This window comes from Jiella pacifica, from assembly GCF_010500815.1.
Taxonomy (GTDB): Bacteria; Pseudomonadota; Alphaproteobacteria; order Rhizobiales; family Rhizobiaceae; genus Jiella; species Jiella pacifica.
In genome coordinates, this window is the sequence record NZ_JAAAMG010000002.1 from 345573 (window position 1) to 362119 (window position 16547).

Annotated in this window: 17 protein-coding genes; 10 read left to right on the forward strand and 7 right to left on the reverse strand. The window is 65.7% G+C overall.

Annotated features, from left to right (window positions below):
- Positions 1–6 precede the first annotated feature (6 nt).
- Positions 7–1176: a mandelate racemase/muconate lactonizing enzyme family protein gene (locus GTK09_RS04285; protein WP_163461246.1), complete on the reverse strand. Its 1170-nt coding sequence runs from the start codon at positions 1174–1176 to the stop codon at positions 7–9.
- 415 nt (positions 1177–1591) lie between these two features.
- Between GTK09_RS04285 and GTK09_RS04290 the strand changes: the two genes are divergently transcribed.
- Positions 1592–2089: a RidA family protein gene (locus tag GTK09_RS04290; RefSeq protein ID WP_246217690.1), complete on the forward strand. Its 498-nt coding sequence runs from the start codon at positions 1592–1594 to the stop codon at positions 2087–2089.
- A 58-nt stretch (positions 2090–2147) separates the two neighbouring features.
- On the opposite strand, the gene GTK09_RS04295 is transcribed toward GTK09_RS04290, so the two are convergent.
- Positions 2148–2909, reverse strand: coding sequence for an IclR family transcriptional regulator (locus tag GTK09_RS04295; protein WP_163461247.1), 762 nt, complete (start codon positions 2907–2909; stop codon positions 2148–2150).
- A 270-nt stretch (positions 2910–3179) separates the two neighbouring features.
- Here GTK09_RS04295 and GTK09_RS04300 point away from each other — a divergent pair, with 270 nt between their 5' ends.
- From GTK09_RS04300 to GTK09_RS04320, 5 genes are read left to right on the forward strand one after another with little or no spacing between them, the layout of a single operon-like run.
- Complete coding sequence (locus GTK09_RS04300; protein ID WP_163461248.1) at positions 3180–4055, forward strand: transporter substrate-binding domain-containing protein; 876 nt, start codon at positions 3180–3182, stop codon at positions 4053–4055.
- A gap of 55 nt (positions 4056–4110) precedes the next feature.
- Positions 4111–4782, forward strand: a complete 672-nt coding sequence (locus GTK09_RS04305) for an amino acid ABC transporter permease (protein ID WP_163461249.1) — start codon at positions 4111–4113, stop codon at positions 4780–4782.
- Positions 4775–5425 carry an amino acid ABC transporter permease gene (locus tag GTK09_RS04310; RefSeq protein ID WP_163461250.1) on the forward strand — a complete coding sequence of 217 codons (651 nt, stop codon included), beginning with the start codon at positions 4775–4777 and terminating at the stop codon, positions 5423–5425. The genes GTK09_RS04305 and GTK09_RS04310 overlap by 8 nt, the downstream gene beginning before the upstream one ends.
- A gap of 3 nt (positions 5426–5428) precedes the next feature.
- Complete coding sequence (locus GTK09_RS04315; protein ID WP_163461251.1) at positions 5429–6199, forward strand: amino acid ABC transporter ATP-binding protein; 771 nt, start codon at positions 5429–5431, stop codon at positions 6197–6199.
- A gap of 18 nt (positions 6200–6217) precedes the next feature.
- Positions 6218–7414 (forward strand): aminotransferase class V-fold PLP-dependent enzyme, encoded by a 1197-nt coding sequence (locus GTK09_RS04320; RefSeq protein ID WP_163461252.1) that lies wholly within the window; start codon positions 6218–6220, stop codon positions 7412–7414.
- A 52-nt stretch (positions 7415–7466) separates the two neighbouring features.
- On the opposite strand, the gene GTK09_RS04325 is transcribed toward GTK09_RS04320, so the two are convergent.
- The 5 genes from GTK09_RS04325 to GTK09_RS04345 form a co-directional block, all read right to left on the reverse strand.
- Complete coding sequence (locus GTK09_RS04325; protein ID WP_163461253.1) at positions 7467–8693, reverse strand: ABC transporter substrate-binding protein; 1227 nt, start codon at positions 8691–8693, stop codon at positions 7467–7469.
- Between the two features lie 67 nt (positions 8694–8760).
- Positions 8761–9765 carry a branched-chain amino acid ABC transporter permease gene (locus tag GTK09_RS04330; protein WP_163461254.1) on the reverse strand — a complete coding sequence of 335 codons (1005 nt, stop codon included), beginning with the start codon at positions 9763–9765 and terminating at the stop codon, positions 8761–8763.
- Between the two features lie 12 nt (positions 9766–9777).
- Positions 9778–10653 (reverse strand): branched-chain amino acid ABC transporter permease, encoded by an 876-nt coding sequence (locus GTK09_RS04335; protein WP_163461255.1) that lies wholly within the window; start codon positions 10651–10653, stop codon positions 9778–9780.
- Positions 10650–11366 carry an ABC transporter ATP-binding protein gene (locus GTK09_RS04340; protein ID WP_163461256.1) on the reverse strand — a complete coding sequence of 239 codons (717 nt, stop codon included), beginning with the start codon at positions 11364–11366 and terminating at the stop codon, positions 10650–10652. The genes GTK09_RS04335 and GTK09_RS04340 overlap by 4 nt, the downstream gene beginning before the upstream one ends.
- Complete coding sequence (locus tag GTK09_RS04345; protein ID WP_163461257.1) at positions 11353–12087, reverse strand: ABC transporter ATP-binding protein; 735 nt, start codon at positions 12085–12087, stop codon at positions 11353–11355. Before GTK09_RS04345 ends, GTK09_RS04340 begins: the two co-directional genes overlap by 14 nt.
- A gap of 228 nt (positions 12088–12315) precedes the next feature.
- Here GTK09_RS04345 and GTK09_RS04350 point away from each other — a divergent pair, with 228 nt between their 5' ends.
- From GTK09_RS04350 to GTK09_RS04365, 4 genes are all read left to right on the forward strand, one after another.
- Positions 12316–13602, forward strand: coding sequence for an ArgE/DapE family deacylase (locus tag GTK09_RS04350; RefSeq protein ID WP_163461258.1), 1287 nt, complete (start codon positions 12316–12318; stop codon positions 13600–13602).
- Between the two features lie 82 nt (positions 13603–13684).
- A complete protein-coding gene (locus tag GTK09_RS04355; RefSeq protein WP_163461259.1) occupies positions 13685–14299 on the forward strand; it encodes a pyridoxamine 5'-phosphate oxidase family protein in 615 nt (204 codons plus the stop codon).
- Between the two features lie 387 nt (positions 14300–14686).
- On the forward strand, positions 14687–15460 hold the full coding sequence (locus GTK09_RS04360) for a cysteine hydrolase family protein (RefSeq protein ID WP_163461260.1): 774 nt from the start codon (positions 14687–14689) through the stop codon (positions 15458–15460).
- A gap of 43 nt (positions 15461–15503) precedes the next feature.
- Positions 15504–16538, forward strand: a complete 1035-nt coding sequence (locus GTK09_RS04365; RefSeq protein WP_163461261.1) for an ABC transporter substrate-binding protein — start codon at positions 15504–15506, stop codon at positions 16536–16538.
- Positions 16539–16547: the final 9 nt, after the last annotated feature.

Sequence of the window (16547 nt, forward strand, 5' to 3'; positions counted from 1 at the left end):
GCCCCATCAGCGAAGACCGATCTCGGCGAAGACGAAGTCCGAAAGCCGCTCCTCGTCGAGCAAGACGCCGTAGCCCGGCGCATCGTCGATGGGGATGCGCCCGTTCGCGACCCGCGTCTCCAGCGGATTCTTCAGGACTTCGACATGGCCGAGCGTGCGGTCCCAATAGGGAAAATGCTCCTGGACGTAGAAGTTCGGGATTGCGGCGCTGAAATGCGCTCCGATCGCGGTCGAGAGCGAACTCGCGCAGATATGCGGCTGCACCTTCAGCCCGTAGGCCTCGGCCATGGCGGCGATCTTGCGGCCTTCCCAGATACCGCCGGTATTGCCGAGATCGGGCTGGATGATCGCAACGCTGCGGCTTTCCAGAAGATCGCGGAAGCCCTGCCGGCCATAGAGGCGTTCGCCGACGGCGATCGGCTGCGAGATGGAGCGGGAGATCAGTTGCAGCGCGCCGAGATCGTCCGGCTCGGTCGGCTCCTCGACGAAAGCGATCTCGTAAGGCTCGATCGCACGGCAGAACCGGATCGTGTCCGACGGGGTGAGGCCGGCGGACAGATCCAGCATCAGTTCGACATCCGGGCCCACGGCATCACGCACGGCGGCGACGCGGGCAATGCCGCGCCGTACGAGATCCCGGTCGGCGGCGCCGCGCAGCGCCGGATGGCGCAGGCGGCCATCGGGCAGGATCGTCGCGAAGGGGTAGAATTTCAGACCGTCATAGCCGTCCGCGACGGCCTTTTCTGCAGCGGCCGGCAACTCGGCATCGGAGGCGCAGCCGAAGTACCAGCCATTGGCATAGGCTCGCAGATCGTCCCGCAGCCGGCCGCCGAGGAGGTCGTAGGCGGGGACGTTCAGGCTGCGGGCCTTGATGTCGACGAGCGCCTGCTCGATCGCGCTCAGAGCCGCGTTGAGGATCGGCCCGCCGCCCTTGGCCCAGAAGGAGAAGTCGCGGATCGAGGCGGTGATCGCCTCGATGCGAAATGGATCGATCCGGCCGGTCAGGAAGCGTGCGGCGAGTTCCTTCAGCATCGCGGTCGCAGCGCTCGCGCCGACCCCATAGGCGACGGCGGCTTCGCCGAGGCCGACGATGCCCTCGTCCGTTTCGAGGCGAAGGATGACGGGGCGGATCCCGCCGCTTTCGAAGGCGTATATGCGCGCAGAGTTCAGGAACATAGCTTTCGACGATCCTCGTGAGGTTTCGGGAGATCCCGCATGGCATGGCGTCGTCCGCCACGGGCTCGGCCAGTTCCTTATCCGAGCCGCGGCAGGATGACCGCGGCGGATTCTATCCGAGATGATCTGCAAGGGAACAGGGTCGAAAGCCCGACGCGACTTGACAGCACGGCCTGACGCGATCACCATCCTCTATTATGGATGATATTACCTAATAGAGTAATAGAAGGATGAATCGATTCCCCCGGCGGATGCGCGTTCGCGAGATCGCGATGATCTCTCAGGGGCCGATATCCTCCCTCGGTCCGTCGTCCTCCATCTGTGACCAGATCGGCGAGATGATCGATCTGCAGGAGGCTTTCCCGGGACCGTCGGCCAGGGGCGCTTCGCCCATTGCATCCAACTTTGAGGTTTCATGACGACGATGGCATCCCCCACGCCCGATGGCGCAGACACACCCGAAGCCAGGCTGACGGCCGCGCGGATCGCGCTGCCGCCGGCCCCACCGGTCCCGATCGGCTCCTTCACCAACGTCCGCGAGTGCGGCTCGCTGCTTTACGTCTCCGGCCAGGGGCCGGTTCTTCAGGACGGCAGCCTGATGCGCGGCAAAGTCGGCGACACCGTCGATGCGGAGGCTGCCCGGGGCCATGCAGAGATCGTCGCCATCAACATCCTCTCGGCGCTGCGCGGCCATTGCGGCAGCCTCGACGCCGTCCGCGGCGTCGTCAAGCTGCTCGGCCTCGTCAATGCGGCGCCGGACTTCGAGCGCCATTCCTTCGTCATTGACGGAGCGTCGGACCTTCTTGCCGCCGTCTTCGGTGCAAGCGGCGTCCACGCCCGGTCGTCTTTCGGCGTCTCGTCGCTGCCGAACGGCATCACCGTCGAGGTCGAGGCAATCTTCGAACGTGCGTGAGGCGTCGAGGTCGCCGCGCTCCGGCCTGACGGGGCCCGGCGGAAGCGGCCGGGCCGGCTCAGCGGCCGAGCGAGCGCTCGACCGCCGCGGCTGCCTCCCTCACGGCATCCGCAAGCTCGGCCTGGCGCTCCTCGGCCTTGCGGTCCGGCAGGACGATCGAGATCGTCGCGACGCAGGCGCCGGTCTCGTCACGGATCGGCGCGGCGATGCAGGCGACGGAATATTCGCTGGCGTTGAACTGCACCGCCAGCCGGCTTTCGAAGTCGAGCCTCGCCTGAGCCGAGAGCCTGGCCGGATCGGTTTCGGCGATCCCCGTCGCCGAAGGGCGGGCCGAGGCGGCGAAGGCGGCGAACCGCTCCTCGTCGCCGAGATGGCCGAGCAGCAGCCGGCCGGAGGCCGTCCAGTTCAGCGGGACCCGGGTGCCGACTTTGGACGCGACCTGAAAATGTCCCGGCCCCTCCTCCATCGCCACCACCAGCATCATGCCGCCGTCGCGGGTGCAGATCTGCACGGTCTCGCCAGCCGCGGCGACGAGCCGCTGCATCTCCTCCTCGGCCCGGTCGAAGGCGTCCATCTTCTGGCGATAGACCAGCCCGTAGCGCATCAGCCGGGCGCCGAGCCAGACCGAGTTGTCCGGCCCGCGCGACAGCATCTCCCGCTCGACGAGTTCGTCGACCAGCCGGTAGATCGTCGAGATCGGCGCGCCGACGCTCTTGGCGAGGTCGTAGGCGGACATCGGCGCGCGCCGTTCGACCAGCATGTCCATGACCTGCAGCGCCCGGTCTATCCCGCTGGTCCGGCTCCGGGGCATCTCGTTCATCGCATCCTCGTTTCAATTTCATTGCGGAATAAGGGACGTGGCACCTGGGTCAAGCTGAAGTTGCACGCCTCGTCATGACACAAGCTCGGATGAACTCAGCGGCTCCTGGCCATCGTTCGGACGTACTGCCCATCGCGGCGTCACGCAGATTTTTTGCCTTGCATTTGTTCGCCTCTGGGATAGCCTATGCTCTTATAAAGGGAGATATTCCATTATAAGAGATAAGTGAACAGGCAGTCGATCGATCAACTCGGACAGGAGAGCGCCACGATGGCGACGATGCGCAGGGACTTTCTGAAATTGGGCGCGCTGGGCGCCGCCTCGGCCGGATTGGTGGCGGGAGCGCAGGTGCTCTCGGCAAAGCAGGCCGCCGCCCAGTCGGCGCCGGACAGCCTGCTTCGCACGGTGATCGATCGCGGCAAGGTTCTGGTCGGCACTGGCTCCACCAATGCGCCCTGGCACTTCGAGGACGAGGCCGGCAAGCTGGTCGGCATGGACGTCACGATGGGGCACATTCTCGCCAAGGCCCTGTTCGACGACGAGAACGCCGTCGAATTCGTCCTCCAGGATCCGGCGCAGCGCATTCCCAACGTCAACACCGGCAAGGTCGACATCGTCGTCCAGTTCATGACGATGAGCGGCCAACGGGCGCAACTCGTCAACTTCTCCCGCCCCTATTACGTCGAGGGCGTGGCGCTGATCTCGACGCCAGGCACCGAGAACAACGATTTCGACAAGCTGAAGGCTGCCGGCTCCGGTGCACGGATCGCGATCCTGCAGAATGTCGACGCCGAGGGAACGGTGCACGAGGTGCTTCCGGAAGCCACGGTGATGCAGCTCGACACCCAGGCGAACGTCTTGCAGGCGGTCGATGCCAAACGGGCCGATGCCGCCGTGGTGGATCTTTCGACGGTTCGCTGGCTGGTGAAGCGCAATCCCGACCGCTATTTCGATTCCGGCAAGTCCTGGCACAGCCAGCTCTACGGCGCGGCGATGAAGCAGGGCGATCTCGACTGGCTGCACTTCGTCAACACGGCCTTCACCATCGCCATGTTCGGTCACGAGACGGCGCTCTACGACGCTGCGTTCGAGGAGTATTTCGGCGAGAAGCCGCCCGAGCGCGTGCCGGGCTTCCCGAAGATCTAAGGCCAAGTGGCGTCGGGGCGGCAGCGGCCGCCTCGACGCCATGTGGAAGGCGCGGATGGGCTACAGTCTCAATTTCTCGGTCGTCTGGCGAAACTTCGACAAGCTGTGGGGCGGGCTCGCCCTGAGCCTCGAACTCGCCGTCATCTCGCTGGCCATCGGCATCGCGATCGGTCTCGTGCTGGCGGTGATCTACGTCTCCGGCGGCCGCTTCACGCGGATGGCGATCGCCGTCTATGTCGAGGCGTTCCGCAACACGCCGCTGATCCTGCTCGTCTATCTCGTCTTCTACGGCCTGCCGCAGATCGTCGATATCCGCTACGACGCCACCACCTCCTTCGTCGCGACACTGTCGATCTACGCGGGCGCCTATCTCGTCGAGGTCTTCCGTTCGGGTCTCGAAGCCATTCCGCAGGGCCAGATCGATGCCGGGCGCGCCATCGGCCTGACGCCGCTGCAAAGGCTCGCTTATGTGCGTCTCCCGGCGATGGTCCGGATTTCCCTGCCGGCGCTGTCGAACACCTTCATCTCGCTATTCAAGGACACCTCCATCGCCTCCGTCATCGCCGTGCCGGAACTGACCTGGGGCGCCCAGTGGATCAACCTCAACACCTTCCGGATCGTCGAGGCCTATCTCGTCGCGACGGCCATGTATCTCGTGACAGGCTACGTCATGCTTTTCGGCCTGCGGCTCGTGGAGCGTCGTTTCCAGGTGGCGCGCAATGCTTGACGCGATGATCTATGCGCTGCCCTTCCTGATGGAGGGGCTTTGGATCACCGTCCTGGTCTCGCTCCTGACGGTTTCGATCTCGCTCGTCGCCGGCCTCGTCCTCGGATGCGCGCTGATCTACGGGCCCCTGCCCTTGCGGCTCTTCACCCGCTTGTTCTCCGACACCATCCGCGGCATCCCGATCCTGGTGCTGATCTTCTTCGTCTATTACGGCTTCCCGGCGATCGGCGTCGACTTCGATTCCTTCTGGGCCGCCGTGACGGCCCTGACGCTGTTCAAGACCGCGCAGGTCATCGAATATGTCCGCGGGGCGGTGGAATCGATCCCGCGCGGCCAGAGCGAAGCGGGAATGGCAATCGGCCTGACCTTCTCCGAGCGGCTCACCAGCGTGATCTTTCCCCAGGCGCTGCGCCGCTTCCTGCCGCCTTGGATCAACGGCGTTACCGATGCGGTGAAGGGCTCGGCGCTGGTCTCGCTGCTCGGCGTCACCGACCTGATGCATGCGATCAACCAGGTCATCGGCCGCACCTACGAGGCGATGCCGCTCTACGTGCTCGGCGCCTTCATCTATTTCGTCATCAATTTCTCGCTGTCGACGCTGTCGCGCCGGCTGGAACGCCGCCTTTCCCATGTCCAGGCCTGAGCGATGCATGAACCGCTTCTGACGATCCGCGATCTGAAGAAATCCTTCGGTCGGACCGAGGTGCTGAAGTCGATCGACCTCGATGTCGGGCGCGGCGAGGTGGTGGCGGTGATCGGCCCGTCGGGAAGCGGCAAGACCACGCTTCTGCGCTGCATCAACTTTTTGGAAACCTACGACGGCGGCTCGGTCCGCATCGACGGCGCGGAGGTCGGCTATACCGAGGGCCGCAAGCGGCGGGGCGAGCGGGCACTCGCGCGCATGCGGGCCGAGACCGGCATGGTGTTCCAGAGCTTCAATCTCTTTCCCCATCTCACCGCCGCCCAGAACGTCATGCTCGGGCTGACCAAGGTGCGGCGCAAGACAAAGGCGGAAGCCCGCGAGATCGCCGGCCACTGGCTGGGGCGCGTCGGGCTCGGCCACAAGGCCGAGGCACTGCCGTCCGAACTGTCCGGCGGCCAGCAGCAGCGCGTCGGCATCGCCCGAGCCGTCGCGATGGAGCCGAAGATCCTGCTTCTCGACGAGATCACCTCGGCCCTCGATCCCGAACTCGTGGGCGAGGTGCTGGAGGTGGTCCGCGGGCTGGCCGCCGAGGGCATGACCATGCTGATGGTCACGCACGAGATCGCCTTTGCCCGCGACGCCTCCTCCCGCATCGTCTTCATGGCCGACGGCACGATCGCCGCCGAAGGTCCGCCGGTGGAGCTGATCGCCTCCGCCGAGGCCAATCCCCGCCTGTTTTCCTTCCTCGCCCGCTTCAGGGCTTCACACTTCTGACAGTTGGGATTTTTCGCGATGAGCGCTTCACTCCACCACAACAGCGACTACCGGGCCCGTCACGGCCTGCGTTCGGTAATCAACGTCTCCGGGACCATGACCTCCCTCGGCGCCTCGATCATGCATGAGGACGCGATCGCCGCGATGGCCGAAATCGCCCCGCAATGGGTCGAGATGGACGACCTGCAGCGCCGCGCGAGCGCCGTCATCTCGCGGCTCACCGGCGGCGAAGCCGGCTTCGTCACCGCCTGCTGCGCCGCGGGCATCTCGATGAGCATCGCCGGGGCGATGACCGGCACCGATTTCCTCGCCATCGAGAAGCTGCCGGACCGGACCTGCAGCCTGAAGAACGAGGTGATCCTGCAGCTCGGCCACGCGGTGAACTACGGCGCGCCGGTCGACCAGTCGATCCGCCTCGCCGGCGGCAAGGTCGTGCTCGCCGGCACGGCGACGCAGGTCATGCCCTACCACATCGAGAGCGCGATCAACGAAAACACCGCCGCCCTGCTCTTCGTCGTCAGCCATCACACCGTGCAGTTCGGCCAGGTGAGTCTCGAACAAGTGGCCGAGATTTGCCGGCCGCGCGGCGTGCCGGTGATCGTCGATGCGGCCTCCGAATACGACCTCCGCGGCTTTCTCGACCGCGGCGCCGACATCGTCATCTATTCCGGCCACAAATTCCTCTCCGGCCCGACCAGCGGCATCGTCGCCGGCCGCAAGGATCTCGTGCGCGCCGCCTATCTCCAGAACAAGGGGATCGGCCGAGGCATGAAGGTCGGCAAGGAATCGATCGCCGGCGTGATGGCGGCGCTGGAAGCCTGGGAGAAGCGCGATCACGACGGCATCAGAGCCCGTGAGACGGCGGCGCTCGACCTGTGGCAGAAGACCGTGAACGCCCTTCCGGGCCTTCACGCCACGATCCTGCCGGACCCGACGCACAACCCGCTCGACCGGCTGGAAGTCGTCGTCTCGCCGGACAGCGGCTTCACCGCGACGGGACTTGCGAAGGCCCTCGCGGCGGGCGAGCCGCCGATCGTCGTGCGGGACCACGAAGCCGAACTCGGCTTCTTCTTCCTCGATCCGTGCAATCTTCATCCCGGCGAGGCGGAGGTGGTCGCCGACGCGCTGACCCGCGTGATGAACGCCCCGCGACCGGACGACGCCATGGCCCTGCCCCGCCACACGACAGCAAAGGCGCTGCGCTGGCCGGACTGACGTTGCACTCCGAAGATGCGACCGCGGAAACACCCGCGGCCGCATCGTCACGTCATTGCGGCTTGGCGGTCGCGACGTTTTCCGGCCAGATGATCTGGTTCTTGCCGTCCTGGATCTGCGCGACCGGAACGGGGATGAAATCCGGGCCCGACTGCACCGCATGGTCCTCGCCGAACTTGGCGCGGCCGACGACGCAGTCGTAGTCGGTCTCGCTCAGCTTCTCGGCGATCGCCTTCGGATCGGTGCTGCCCGCCGCGTCGATGGCTCGGAGCGCGATCTCCATGGTGCAATAGGCGTGGGCGGTGCTGTAGGTGCCGGGATTGCCGTATTCGGCTTCGACCTTGTCGCTGAACGCCTTGTGCTCGGGATTGAGCTCGGAGCTGAAGGTCAGGGCCGCCCAGTACATGCCCTCGGCGATGTCGGCAGCCTGATCCATGAACTCAGGCTTGGTCGGATAGTAGATCGCCAGATGCGAGCCCTCCAGCGCCTGCTCCTTCATCTGCCGCACGAAGGCGACGCCGGAATTCGGTACGGTGAAGACCGAGACGATCACGTCGGGTCCCGCATCGCGAAGCTTGGAAAGCTGCGGGTAGAAGTCGGTCGTTGCCGGTGGCACGGTCTCGGTCGCAGCGACGGTCCAGCCGTCCGCCTTGAACAGGTCGCCGATCTTCTCAGCGTTGGCGATGCCGTAGTCGGTGTCCTCGACGACGAAGGCGATCTTCTTGTCACCAGGGTCGACGGTGCCGTTGGCGAAAGCCCAGGTGTAGAAGTCGTGGACGGCGGTGCCGTAGCCATCGCTGTTCCAGTTGCCCTTCCAGTACAGCTGGTAGCGGTCCGGATCGGCCTTGACCTTGTCGGCGATCGCCGAGCTGACCGGCTCGGCGCTGAGGATCGGCAGGTTGTACTGCGGCGCCAGCTCCATCAGCGCCAGCGTCACGTGGCTGTGCAGCGTGTCGCCGATCAGCATGTTGATCTTGTCGCGGGTGATCAGCCGCTGGGCGGCGCTGATGGCGACCTCGGGCTTGCCCGAGGTGTCTTCCATCATGAAGGTCACCTTGGGCGGGTTCTTGGTGACGTAGTCGCCCTTGCCCTCGTTCCACTCCTTGACCGCCAGTTCCAGGCCCTGGCGGTGGTCCTTGCCGGTGTTGGCGGCGGGACCGGTCAAGGGACCGACAGCGCCGATCGTGACATTGAAGTCCTGTGCCGTGGCGGCACCGGCGAGGAGGCCTGCCCCGAATATGCCTGCCGCGAGCAGGCTCCGGACTGTGAGATTGGACATGCTGTACCGTCTCCATGTTGCGATGTCGGACGCCGGGCGGCGCCGTCTTTCGTGTCCCGTCGGATTCTCAGGTCGCCTCCGCCGGCTTCGATGCGGCCTCCTGGCGCTTGCGCCACGAGGTCGGCTTCAGGCCGGCGAGGCCGGTCGGCGCGATGAAGACGAAAACCACGATCAGCGCGCCGTAGAGCAGCATCCGATAGTCGCCGAAGTCGCGTAGCAGCTCGGAGCTGACGGTCAGAAGCAGCGCGCCGTAGATCGGGCCGAAGAAGCGGCCGACGCCGCCGACGATGATCATCGCCAAGAGGCTGATCAGCATGTCCGGCCCCGCGACGGAGGTCGGCGTCAGGATCAGGACGTAATGGGCGTAGACGGCGCCACTGAGCCCGACGATCGCGGCGCTTACGCCGAAGGCGAAGAGCTTCCAGGCGGCGAGCTTGACGCCGAGGCTCTCGGCCGCCGCCTCGCCGTCGCGGATGGCGAGGAAGGTCAGGCCGGACCGGCTCTTCAACAACATCAGCAGCAGGAGATGGACGCCGACGAACATGACCGCCGCGACGGCGAAGGAGCCGAAGGCGTTGCCGAGCCCGAACTGGACCGTCGTCCCGCCGATCGTGATGGGATCGAAGGGCGGAATGCCCCAGAAGCCGAGTTCGCCCCTCGTGATCTCCTTCAGATTGCTGAGGACGAGGCGAACGATCTCGGCGAAGGCGAGCGTCACGATCGCCACATGCGGCATCGAGCGTATCCGGAGGATCGGAAAGCCGATGACGATGCCGGCGATCGCGGCGATGATCGCCCCCAGCCAGATGGTGAGCCAGGGACTGACGCCGAAATAATGCGACACCAGCGCCGAGGCATAGGCGCCGATGGCGAAGAAGGCATGATGGCCGAGGGTCTTCAGCCCCAATATGCCCAGGGTGAGGTTCCAGCCCGTCGCGAAGACCGCGAAGATCAAAAACAGGGTCAGGATGTGGAGGACGTAGTCGTCGAGCGGCAGGAACGGCACAACGACGAGCAGCAGCGCCCAGATCAGGATGGCGCGAAATGGGTGCCGTCCGAAGACTTCAAGCATCGCCCGTCCCCCTCACGCGCCGCGCCCGGCGAAAAGACCCTCGGGCCGTGCCGTGATCACGGCGATCAGAAAGGCGAAGGCGATGACGTTGCTCCATTCGGACGGGACGAAGGCGACGCTGACGGATTCGATCAGGCCGAGCAGGAAGCCCGCCGCGACGGCACCGCCGAAGCTGCCGAGGCCGCCAAGAATGACAACCGCAAAGCCCTTCAGGAGATAGGACACACCCATCCATGGATTGACGGTGATCAGCGGCGACAGGAGGATGGCGCCGGTGCCGGCGAGGCCCGCGGAGATGGCGAAGACGATGGTATGGACGCGCCCTGCCGGAATGCCCACGGCGAGCGCCGCCTCCGCATCCTGCGCCGTCGCTCGGACGATGCGACCGAGCTTCGTGCGGTAGAGGATCAGGCCGCAGATCCCCATGACCAGCAGCGCGACGACGAGGATGGCGATGCGCTGCCAGGGCATGCGCACCTCGCCGATCACTGCGACGCCGTGGAAGAAATACGGGACGCCCTGATACTGCTCGCCCCAGATGAGCTGGGCGCCGCTCTGCAGGAAGATCGACAGGCCGATCGTCGCGGCGATGACGCTGAAGGCCCAGTCCTCCCGCTTCATCAGCGGGGCGATCGTCACCCGCTGGAGCAACGCGCCGAGCACCATGATGAGGACGATGGTCGCGGCGGCGGCAAGGATCAGCGGCCAGCCGAGCGTCACGGCGAACAGCAGGATGAAATAGCCCGCCAGCATCAGAAGCTCGCCATGGGCGAAGTTCAGGACGCGCGTGGTGCCGTAGATGAGCGCCAGTCCCGAGCCGATCAGCGCATAGATCGACCCGCTGATCAGTCCGTTGATCACCGTTTCGATGAGGTGTGTGCCGCTCAAGCCGCCGCCTCCCGAACGCCGAGATAGACGCGCTTGACCTCGGGATGTTCGAGCATCTCCTCGCCCGATCCGCTAAGCACCACCCGGCCGCTCTCCAGGAGATAGCCGCGATGGCTGACGGCGAAGGAGAGCTTGGCGTTCTGCTCGTTGAAAAGGATCGCGACGCCCCGTTCGTTGATGGTCTTCATGATCGCAAGGACGGTCTTCACCATGGCGGGAGACAGGCCGAGAAACGGCTCGTCCATCAACAGGATCTTCGGATCGGCCATCAGCCCCCGGGCGATCGCCACCATCTGCTGCTGGCCGCCGCTGAGCCGGCCCGCCGTCGCCTGCAGATGCGGCTTGATCTCCGGCAGGATCTCCAGCACCCAGTCGTAGGTCTCGCGCGCTTCGGCAGCTTTCCGCACATAGGCGCCGAGCATGATGTTCTCTTCGACGCTCATGCGCGGAAACAGCCGCCGGCGCTCCAGCACGATGCTCATGCCGCGCTGCGGCCGCACGGTGGCGGGCTTGGCCTGCAATTCCTCGCCATTGAGGGAGACGACGCCCGACGAGGGCTTCTTCAGCCCCATGGCGGCTTTCAGGACGGTGCTCTTGCCGGAGCCGTTCGGCCCCATGACGGCGACCATCTCGCCGGCGCCGACGCTCATCGAGACGTCCCAGAGCACGCGGGTCGCACCATAATGAACGTTCACCCGCTCAAGCTGCAGCATCGATATCGCCCAGATAGATGCTGCGGACTGCCTCGTGCCCGGCGACCTCCTCCATGCCGCCGGTGACCACCACCTCGCCGCGATTGAGGAAGATCGCATCGTCGGCAAGGTCGAGCAGCACTTCCATGTTGTGCTCGACGACGACGATGGTGATCCGCCGTTCTTCCCGCAGCCGGCGGATCAGCGACAGCAATTCGGGAATGCTCGGGCGATCGACGCCGCCCGTCACCTCGTCGAGGAGGAGGAGACGCGGATGCGTCGCCAGCGCGCGGGCGAGTTCGAGGCGCTTGCGCTGGCCGGTGCTGAGCACCCTGGCGGGATCCTCCGCCTTGGCCGTCAGTCCGACGAAGTCGACATAGCTCGCCGCCTCGCGGCGCGCCTCCGCCATCGAGGCGCCCTTGGTGGCGAGGGCGACCATGACGTTCTCGATGACCGACAGGCTGCCGAAGGGCTGAGTGATCTGGAAGGTGCGGGCGATGCCCGAATGGCAGCGGCTGCTCGGCGACTGAGTGCTGATATCGTCGCCGAGGAACCGGATCTTCCCGGCCGTCGGCCGCACGGCCCCCGAGATCGCGTTGAAGAGCGTCGTCTTGCCGGCCCCGTTCGGGCCGAGGATTGCGGTCGTCCGCCCTTCGTCGATCGACAGCGAAACGTCCTTCAGGGCGAAGATGCCGCCGAAGGCGACAGTCAGTTGCTCGACATGCAGAAAATCAGCCGCCATCCATCGTCCCCGCCCCCCAACATTACGGAAAGGCTAGTCGGCGGATGGATCGTAAGCAAGTCTGGCGAGCCACAAAACGCACAGTCCTTGATCAATAAAGTTGGCTGGCGATTTTTTGCCCTCGATCGCCTGACCGATCGTTGACGGGTGGCGGATCGCCTGCCTATTCAAGGGGGTGAGGGTTTCGACCTTGCTTTCCCCTTGCCTCTTGTTGCGAGTTCCAGGCCCATGTCTCTCGATCCCAAACTTCGCCAGGATATCCTCGATTCGGTCGAAGCGGGCTTCGAAGAGCAGATTGCTTTCACCCAGAAGCTCGTGTCCTTCCCATCGACGCGCGGCGGCGAACACGCCATCCAGGATTTCGTCTTCCGCGAATACAAAAAGCGCGGCTATGCGCTCGACCGGTTCGCCATGGACCGCGACGCGATCCTTCGCCATCCGGGCGGCTCGCCCTGGTCCGATGAGCACTCCGACGCGCCCATCGTCGTCGGGATCCATCGTCCGCGCGAGGAGAAAGGCCGCTCGCTGATCCTGCAGTCGCATCTCGACGTGGTCCCGGCCGGGCCTGCCGGCATGTGGGAAAGCCCGCCTTTCGAGCCGCGGATTGCGGGCGATTGGATGTTCGGACGCGGCGCCGCCGACATGAAGGCGGGCGCGGCGGCCAACGTCTTCGCCATGGACGCGCTCACACGGATCGGCCTGCAGCCAGCTGCCACCGTCACCATCCAGTCGGTCGTCGAGGAGGAGTCCACCGGCAATGGCGCACTGATGGCCCATCTTCGCGGCTATCAGGCCGACGCCGTGCTCATTCCCGAGCCGGAAGACGAGATGCTGGTGCGCGCCAACACCGGTGTCCTGTGGTTCCAGGTCGAGGTCAGCGGCCTTCCGGTCCATGTCCGCGAGATGGAGACCGGCACGAACGCGATCGACGCGACCTACCGGCTGATCGCGGCGCTGCGGGAGCTCGAGGAGGCGTGGAATGCGCGCCGGCACGAGCATCCCTATTTCGACGATCTGGCTCACCCGATCAATCTGAACATCGGCAAGATCGAAGGCGGCGACTGGGCCTCCTCGGTACCCTGCTGGTGCCGTATCGACTGCCGCATCGCGATCTATCCGGGGACCAGCGCCGCTTCCGCGGCCGAGGACATCCGTGGCTGGATCGCGGCCTTCGCCCACGGCGATCCGTATCTCTCGAACCACCCGCCGCAGGTGACCTTCAACGGGTTCCATGCTGAAGGCTATGCGCTCGAGCCCGGCTCGGACGCCGAGGCGGTTCTCGAACGCGCCCACGTCGCCGCCGTCGGCGAACCGCTGAAGAGCTTCACCACGCCGGGGTACCTCGATACCCGCGTCTACGCGCTCTACGACCGGATCCCGGCGCTCTGCTACGGCCCGGTCTCGCGCAACGTCCACGGTTTCGACGAATGCGTCAGCCTTTCCTCGGTGAAGCGGATCAGCGGCGCGATGGCGCTGTTCATCGCCGAATGGTGCGGCACCGAACAAAAGTCGTGACACCGGCGCCGACGGGATTTCGGCACGGCACCGCCGAACCTCGGACGGTCACCACTCGGGGCAATGTTGAAGGATCGAGATCATGAGCACCATCCGCACCGTCGAGGAACTGCGTTCGGTCTACAAGCCGGCGCTCGAGCGCTCCATCCAGAAGGAAATGAAGGCTCTCGACAAGCACGCCAAGGCATTCCTGGCGATCAGCCCCTTCCTGCTGATCGGCTCCAGCGCGCCCGGCGGGCGCGCCGACGTCAGCCCGAAGGGCGACCAGCCCGGCTTCGTCCATGCCCTCGACGACAAGACGATCGCGATTCCCGATCGGCCGGGTAACAACCGGCTCGACACCTTCGAGAACATCCTCGGCAACCCGCAGGTCGGCCTCATCTTCCTCGTTCCCGGCATGAACGAGACGCTGCGCATCAACGGGCGGGCCGAGCTGCGCATCGATGCCGATCTGCTGGCGATGTTCGAATACCAGGGCAAGCTGCCGATCAGCGTCCTCGTCGTTCATGTCGAGGAGGTCTATCTGCACTGCGCCAAAGCCTTCATGCGGTCCGGCCTTTGGGATCCCTCGACCTTCATCGACCGCAGCAGCTTCCCGTCCTTTGGCGCGATGCTGAAGGACCAGATCGCGCTGGACGAGCCGGCCGCCGACATCGACCGCAATCTCGCGGAGCGCTACAAGGTGACGCTGTACTGACGACGGGGCCGGCCGCATCCACAAGATGCCGGCGCCATGGCTTGAAAAATTGGGGCCTTCGTCCCCTGCCTCGGATGCCCGACCGTACTCGGCCGGGTCGAGATTAAAGCCGCGAGCAAGAATTCGCGGAGATCGCCGCCCTGCGTGGGCAGCCCGGCGACGGGCCGGGTCAGCTCAGGCCCCTGCTCCCTTTCCCCATGAAGTCGTCTTTCTCGGTGATGGCCCCGGTGGTTCCTCGCCGCGCATCGGCACGTCCATGGGATCGGCCTCGCTGACGCGCCTTCTGGGGTGACATACTTTTCGGCAACGCCGTAGTTCCAAGACGGCATTTCAGCGCATCACCTCCCCCTGCTAGCCTCCGGTCGATCATTGCGTCGGAGGCAATTCATGAGCGGCAAGGACGACATCGGCGGCTACACGCTCGGGCACCTGCCCGGTCAGCGCTGGACGATCGGCACCGACATGGTAGGCACCGTTCGGCCGCAGCCCGCAAGCCGGCCCGTCCGCATCCCGGCCCGCCCGCTGGACGTCGAGATCGACTTGGCGCGGACGGCGCTCCTCGTCGTCGACATGCAGAACGACTTCCTGCACCCGGACGGCTGGTTCGCCGGGCGGGGCGTCGACATCTCCCCACTCTCGACCGTCGTCCCGGCCATCCGCGATCTGTCCGCCAGCTGCCGCGCCGCGAGCATTCCCGTGGTCTGGGTGAACTGGGGCGTCGGCCATGGCGCCGACGGGCTGCCGGCCAACGTGCTCTTCCGGGGCAAGCGAAAAGCCGATGCCACCGGCTACGGCGAGCCGGGAGCTCTGCGCGAAGGCAGCTGGGGTGCCGCCGTCGCCGATGAACTGGCGCCGGAGGCAACCGACCTCGTGGTGCCGAAGCAGCGCTTTTCCGGCTTCCACGAGACCCGGCTCGACAGTGTCCTGCGCAATCTCGGCGTCACGACGCTGCTGTTCGCCGGCATCAACATCGATCGCTGCGTCTTCGAGACCCTCACCGATGCCGGCGCGCGCGGCTACGACTGCCTGCTCGTGGAGGATGCCTGCACCACCGTCTCGCCGCCCGAGATCAGCCGGGCGATCACCTGGCTCATCGAGGAACTGCATGGGTTCGTGATCCGCCGGGATCACATCGTCGAAGCCCTGACGCCCTTCCCCTGAAGTCTCAGCCATTCCCATCCCTCCATACTTAGAAGGACGCTCCATGCGACACGCGACGCTCTCCTGGCTCTCGGCCGCGATGCTGACCGCCGGCCTGTCGGCCACGCCGGCCCTTGCCGAGGAAACCCACATCGACTTCGTCCTGAACTGGAAATACCAGGGACCGCAGTCGGCGTTCTTCATGGCCAAGGACAAGGGCTACTTCGCCGAGGAAGGCCTCGACGTCACCATCGACCAGGGCGAAGGCTCGGCCGCGGCGATCACCAAGGTGGCGAGCGGGGCCTACGACGCCGGCTTCGGCGACATCAACGCGCTGATCGCGCTTGCCGCCGACAAACCCGACGAAGCGCCGATCGCCGTCTATGTCATGTTCAACAATCCGCCCTTCACCATCGCCGTGAAGGCCGACAGCGACATCCGCGAGCCGAAGGACCTCGAAGGCAAGACCATCGGCGGGCCGGCCAGCGACGGCGCGCTGCAGCTCTTCCCGGCCTTCGCCGAGATCACCGGCATCGACCCATCGAAGGTCGAGATCACTAACATGCAGGCGAACCTGCGCGAGCAGATGCTGGCGCGCGGCCAGGTCGACGGCGTGTTCGGCTACGTCAATACCATCGCCTTCAGCGCCAAGAGCGCCGGGATGAATCCGGACGAGGACTTCCGTTTCATCAATTACGGCAACTACGGCATGGACCTCTATTCCAACGCCGTCGTCGTCTCCAAGGCCTTGGCGAAGGACCATCCGGAAGCCGTCGAGGGACTGCTGCGCGCCATCAACCGCGGCGTCAAGGACATGATCGCCGACCCGAACGGCTCGGTGAAGTACGTCATGGACCGCGAGCCGCTGCTCAACGCCGATGTCGAGGCCGAGCGGACCGTGGCGACGCTGAAGATGGAGATGAGCAACCCGGAAGCGGAGACGATCGGCCTCGGTGCCGTCGACGAGGCGCGGCTGAAGCGCGCGATCGACATCCTGGTCAAGGCGCGCGACCTGCCGCGGGCGCCGGAGGTCTCCGAGATCTTCACCGATCGCTTCCTGCCGCCGCTCAGCGAGCGCCCGACCAAGATCGTCGACTGAGAGCACGAC

Coding starts and splice junctions, on each gene's coding strand:
- GTK09_RS04285 (WP_163461246.1), bottom strand. CDS start 1,176: ATGTTCCTGAACTCTGCGCGCATATACGCCTTCGAAAGCGGCGGGATC.
- GTK09_RS04290 (WP_246217690.1), top strand. CDS start 1,592: ATGACGACGATGGCATCCCCCACGCCCGATGGCGCAGACACACCCGAA.
- GTK09_RS04295 (WP_163461247.1), bottom strand. CDS start 2,909: ATGAACGAGATGCCCCGGAGCCGGACCAGCGGGATAGACCGGGCGCTG.
- GTK09_RS04300 (WP_163461248.1), top strand. CDS start 3,180: ATGGCGACGATGCGCAGGGACTTTCTGAAATTGGGCGCGCTGGGCGCC.
- GTK09_RS04305 (WP_163461249.1), top strand. CDS start 4,111: ATGGGCTACAGTCTCAATTTCTCGGTCGTCTGGCGAAACTTCGACAAG.
- GTK09_RS04310 (WP_163461250.1), top strand. CDS start 4,775: ATGCTTGACGCGATGATCTATGCGCTGCCCTTCCTGATGGAGGGGCTT.
- GTK09_RS04315 (WP_163461251.1), top strand. CDS start 5,429: ATGCATGAACCGCTTCTGACGATCCGCGATCTGAAGAAATCCTTCGGT.
- GTK09_RS04320 (WP_163461252.1), top strand. CDS start 6,218: ATGAGCGCTTCACTCCACCACAACAGCGACTACCGGGCCCGTCACGGC.
- GTK09_RS04325 (WP_163461253.1), bottom strand. CDS start 8,693: ATGTCCAATCTCACAGTCCGGAGCCTGCTCGCGGCAGGCATATTCGGG.
- GTK09_RS04330 (WP_163461254.1), bottom strand. CDS start 9,765: ATGCTTGAAGTCTTCGGACGGCACCCATTTCGCGCCATCCTGATCTGG.
- GTK09_RS04340 (WP_163461256.1), bottom strand. CDS start 11,366: ATGCTGCAGCTTGAGCGGGTGAACGTTCATTATGGTGCGACCCGCGTG.
- GTK09_RS04345 (WP_163461257.1), bottom strand. CDS start 12,087: ATGGCGGCTGATTTTCTGCATGTCGAGCAACTGACTGTCGCCTTCGGC.
- GTK09_RS04350 (WP_163461258.1), top strand. CDS start 12,316: ATGTCTCTCGATCCCAAACTTCGCCAGGATATCCTCGATTCGGTCGAA.
- GTK09_RS04355 (WP_163461259.1), top strand. CDS start 13,685: ATGAGCACCATCCGCACCGTCGAGGAACTGCGTTCGGTCTACAAGCCG.
- GTK09_RS04360 (WP_163461260.1), top strand. CDS start 14,687: ATGAGCGGCAAGGACGACATCGGCGGCTACACGCTCGGGCACCTGCCC.
- GTK09_RS04365 (WP_163461261.1), top strand. CDS start 15,504: ATGCGACACGCGACGCTCTCCTGGCTCTCGGCCGCGATGCTGACCGCC.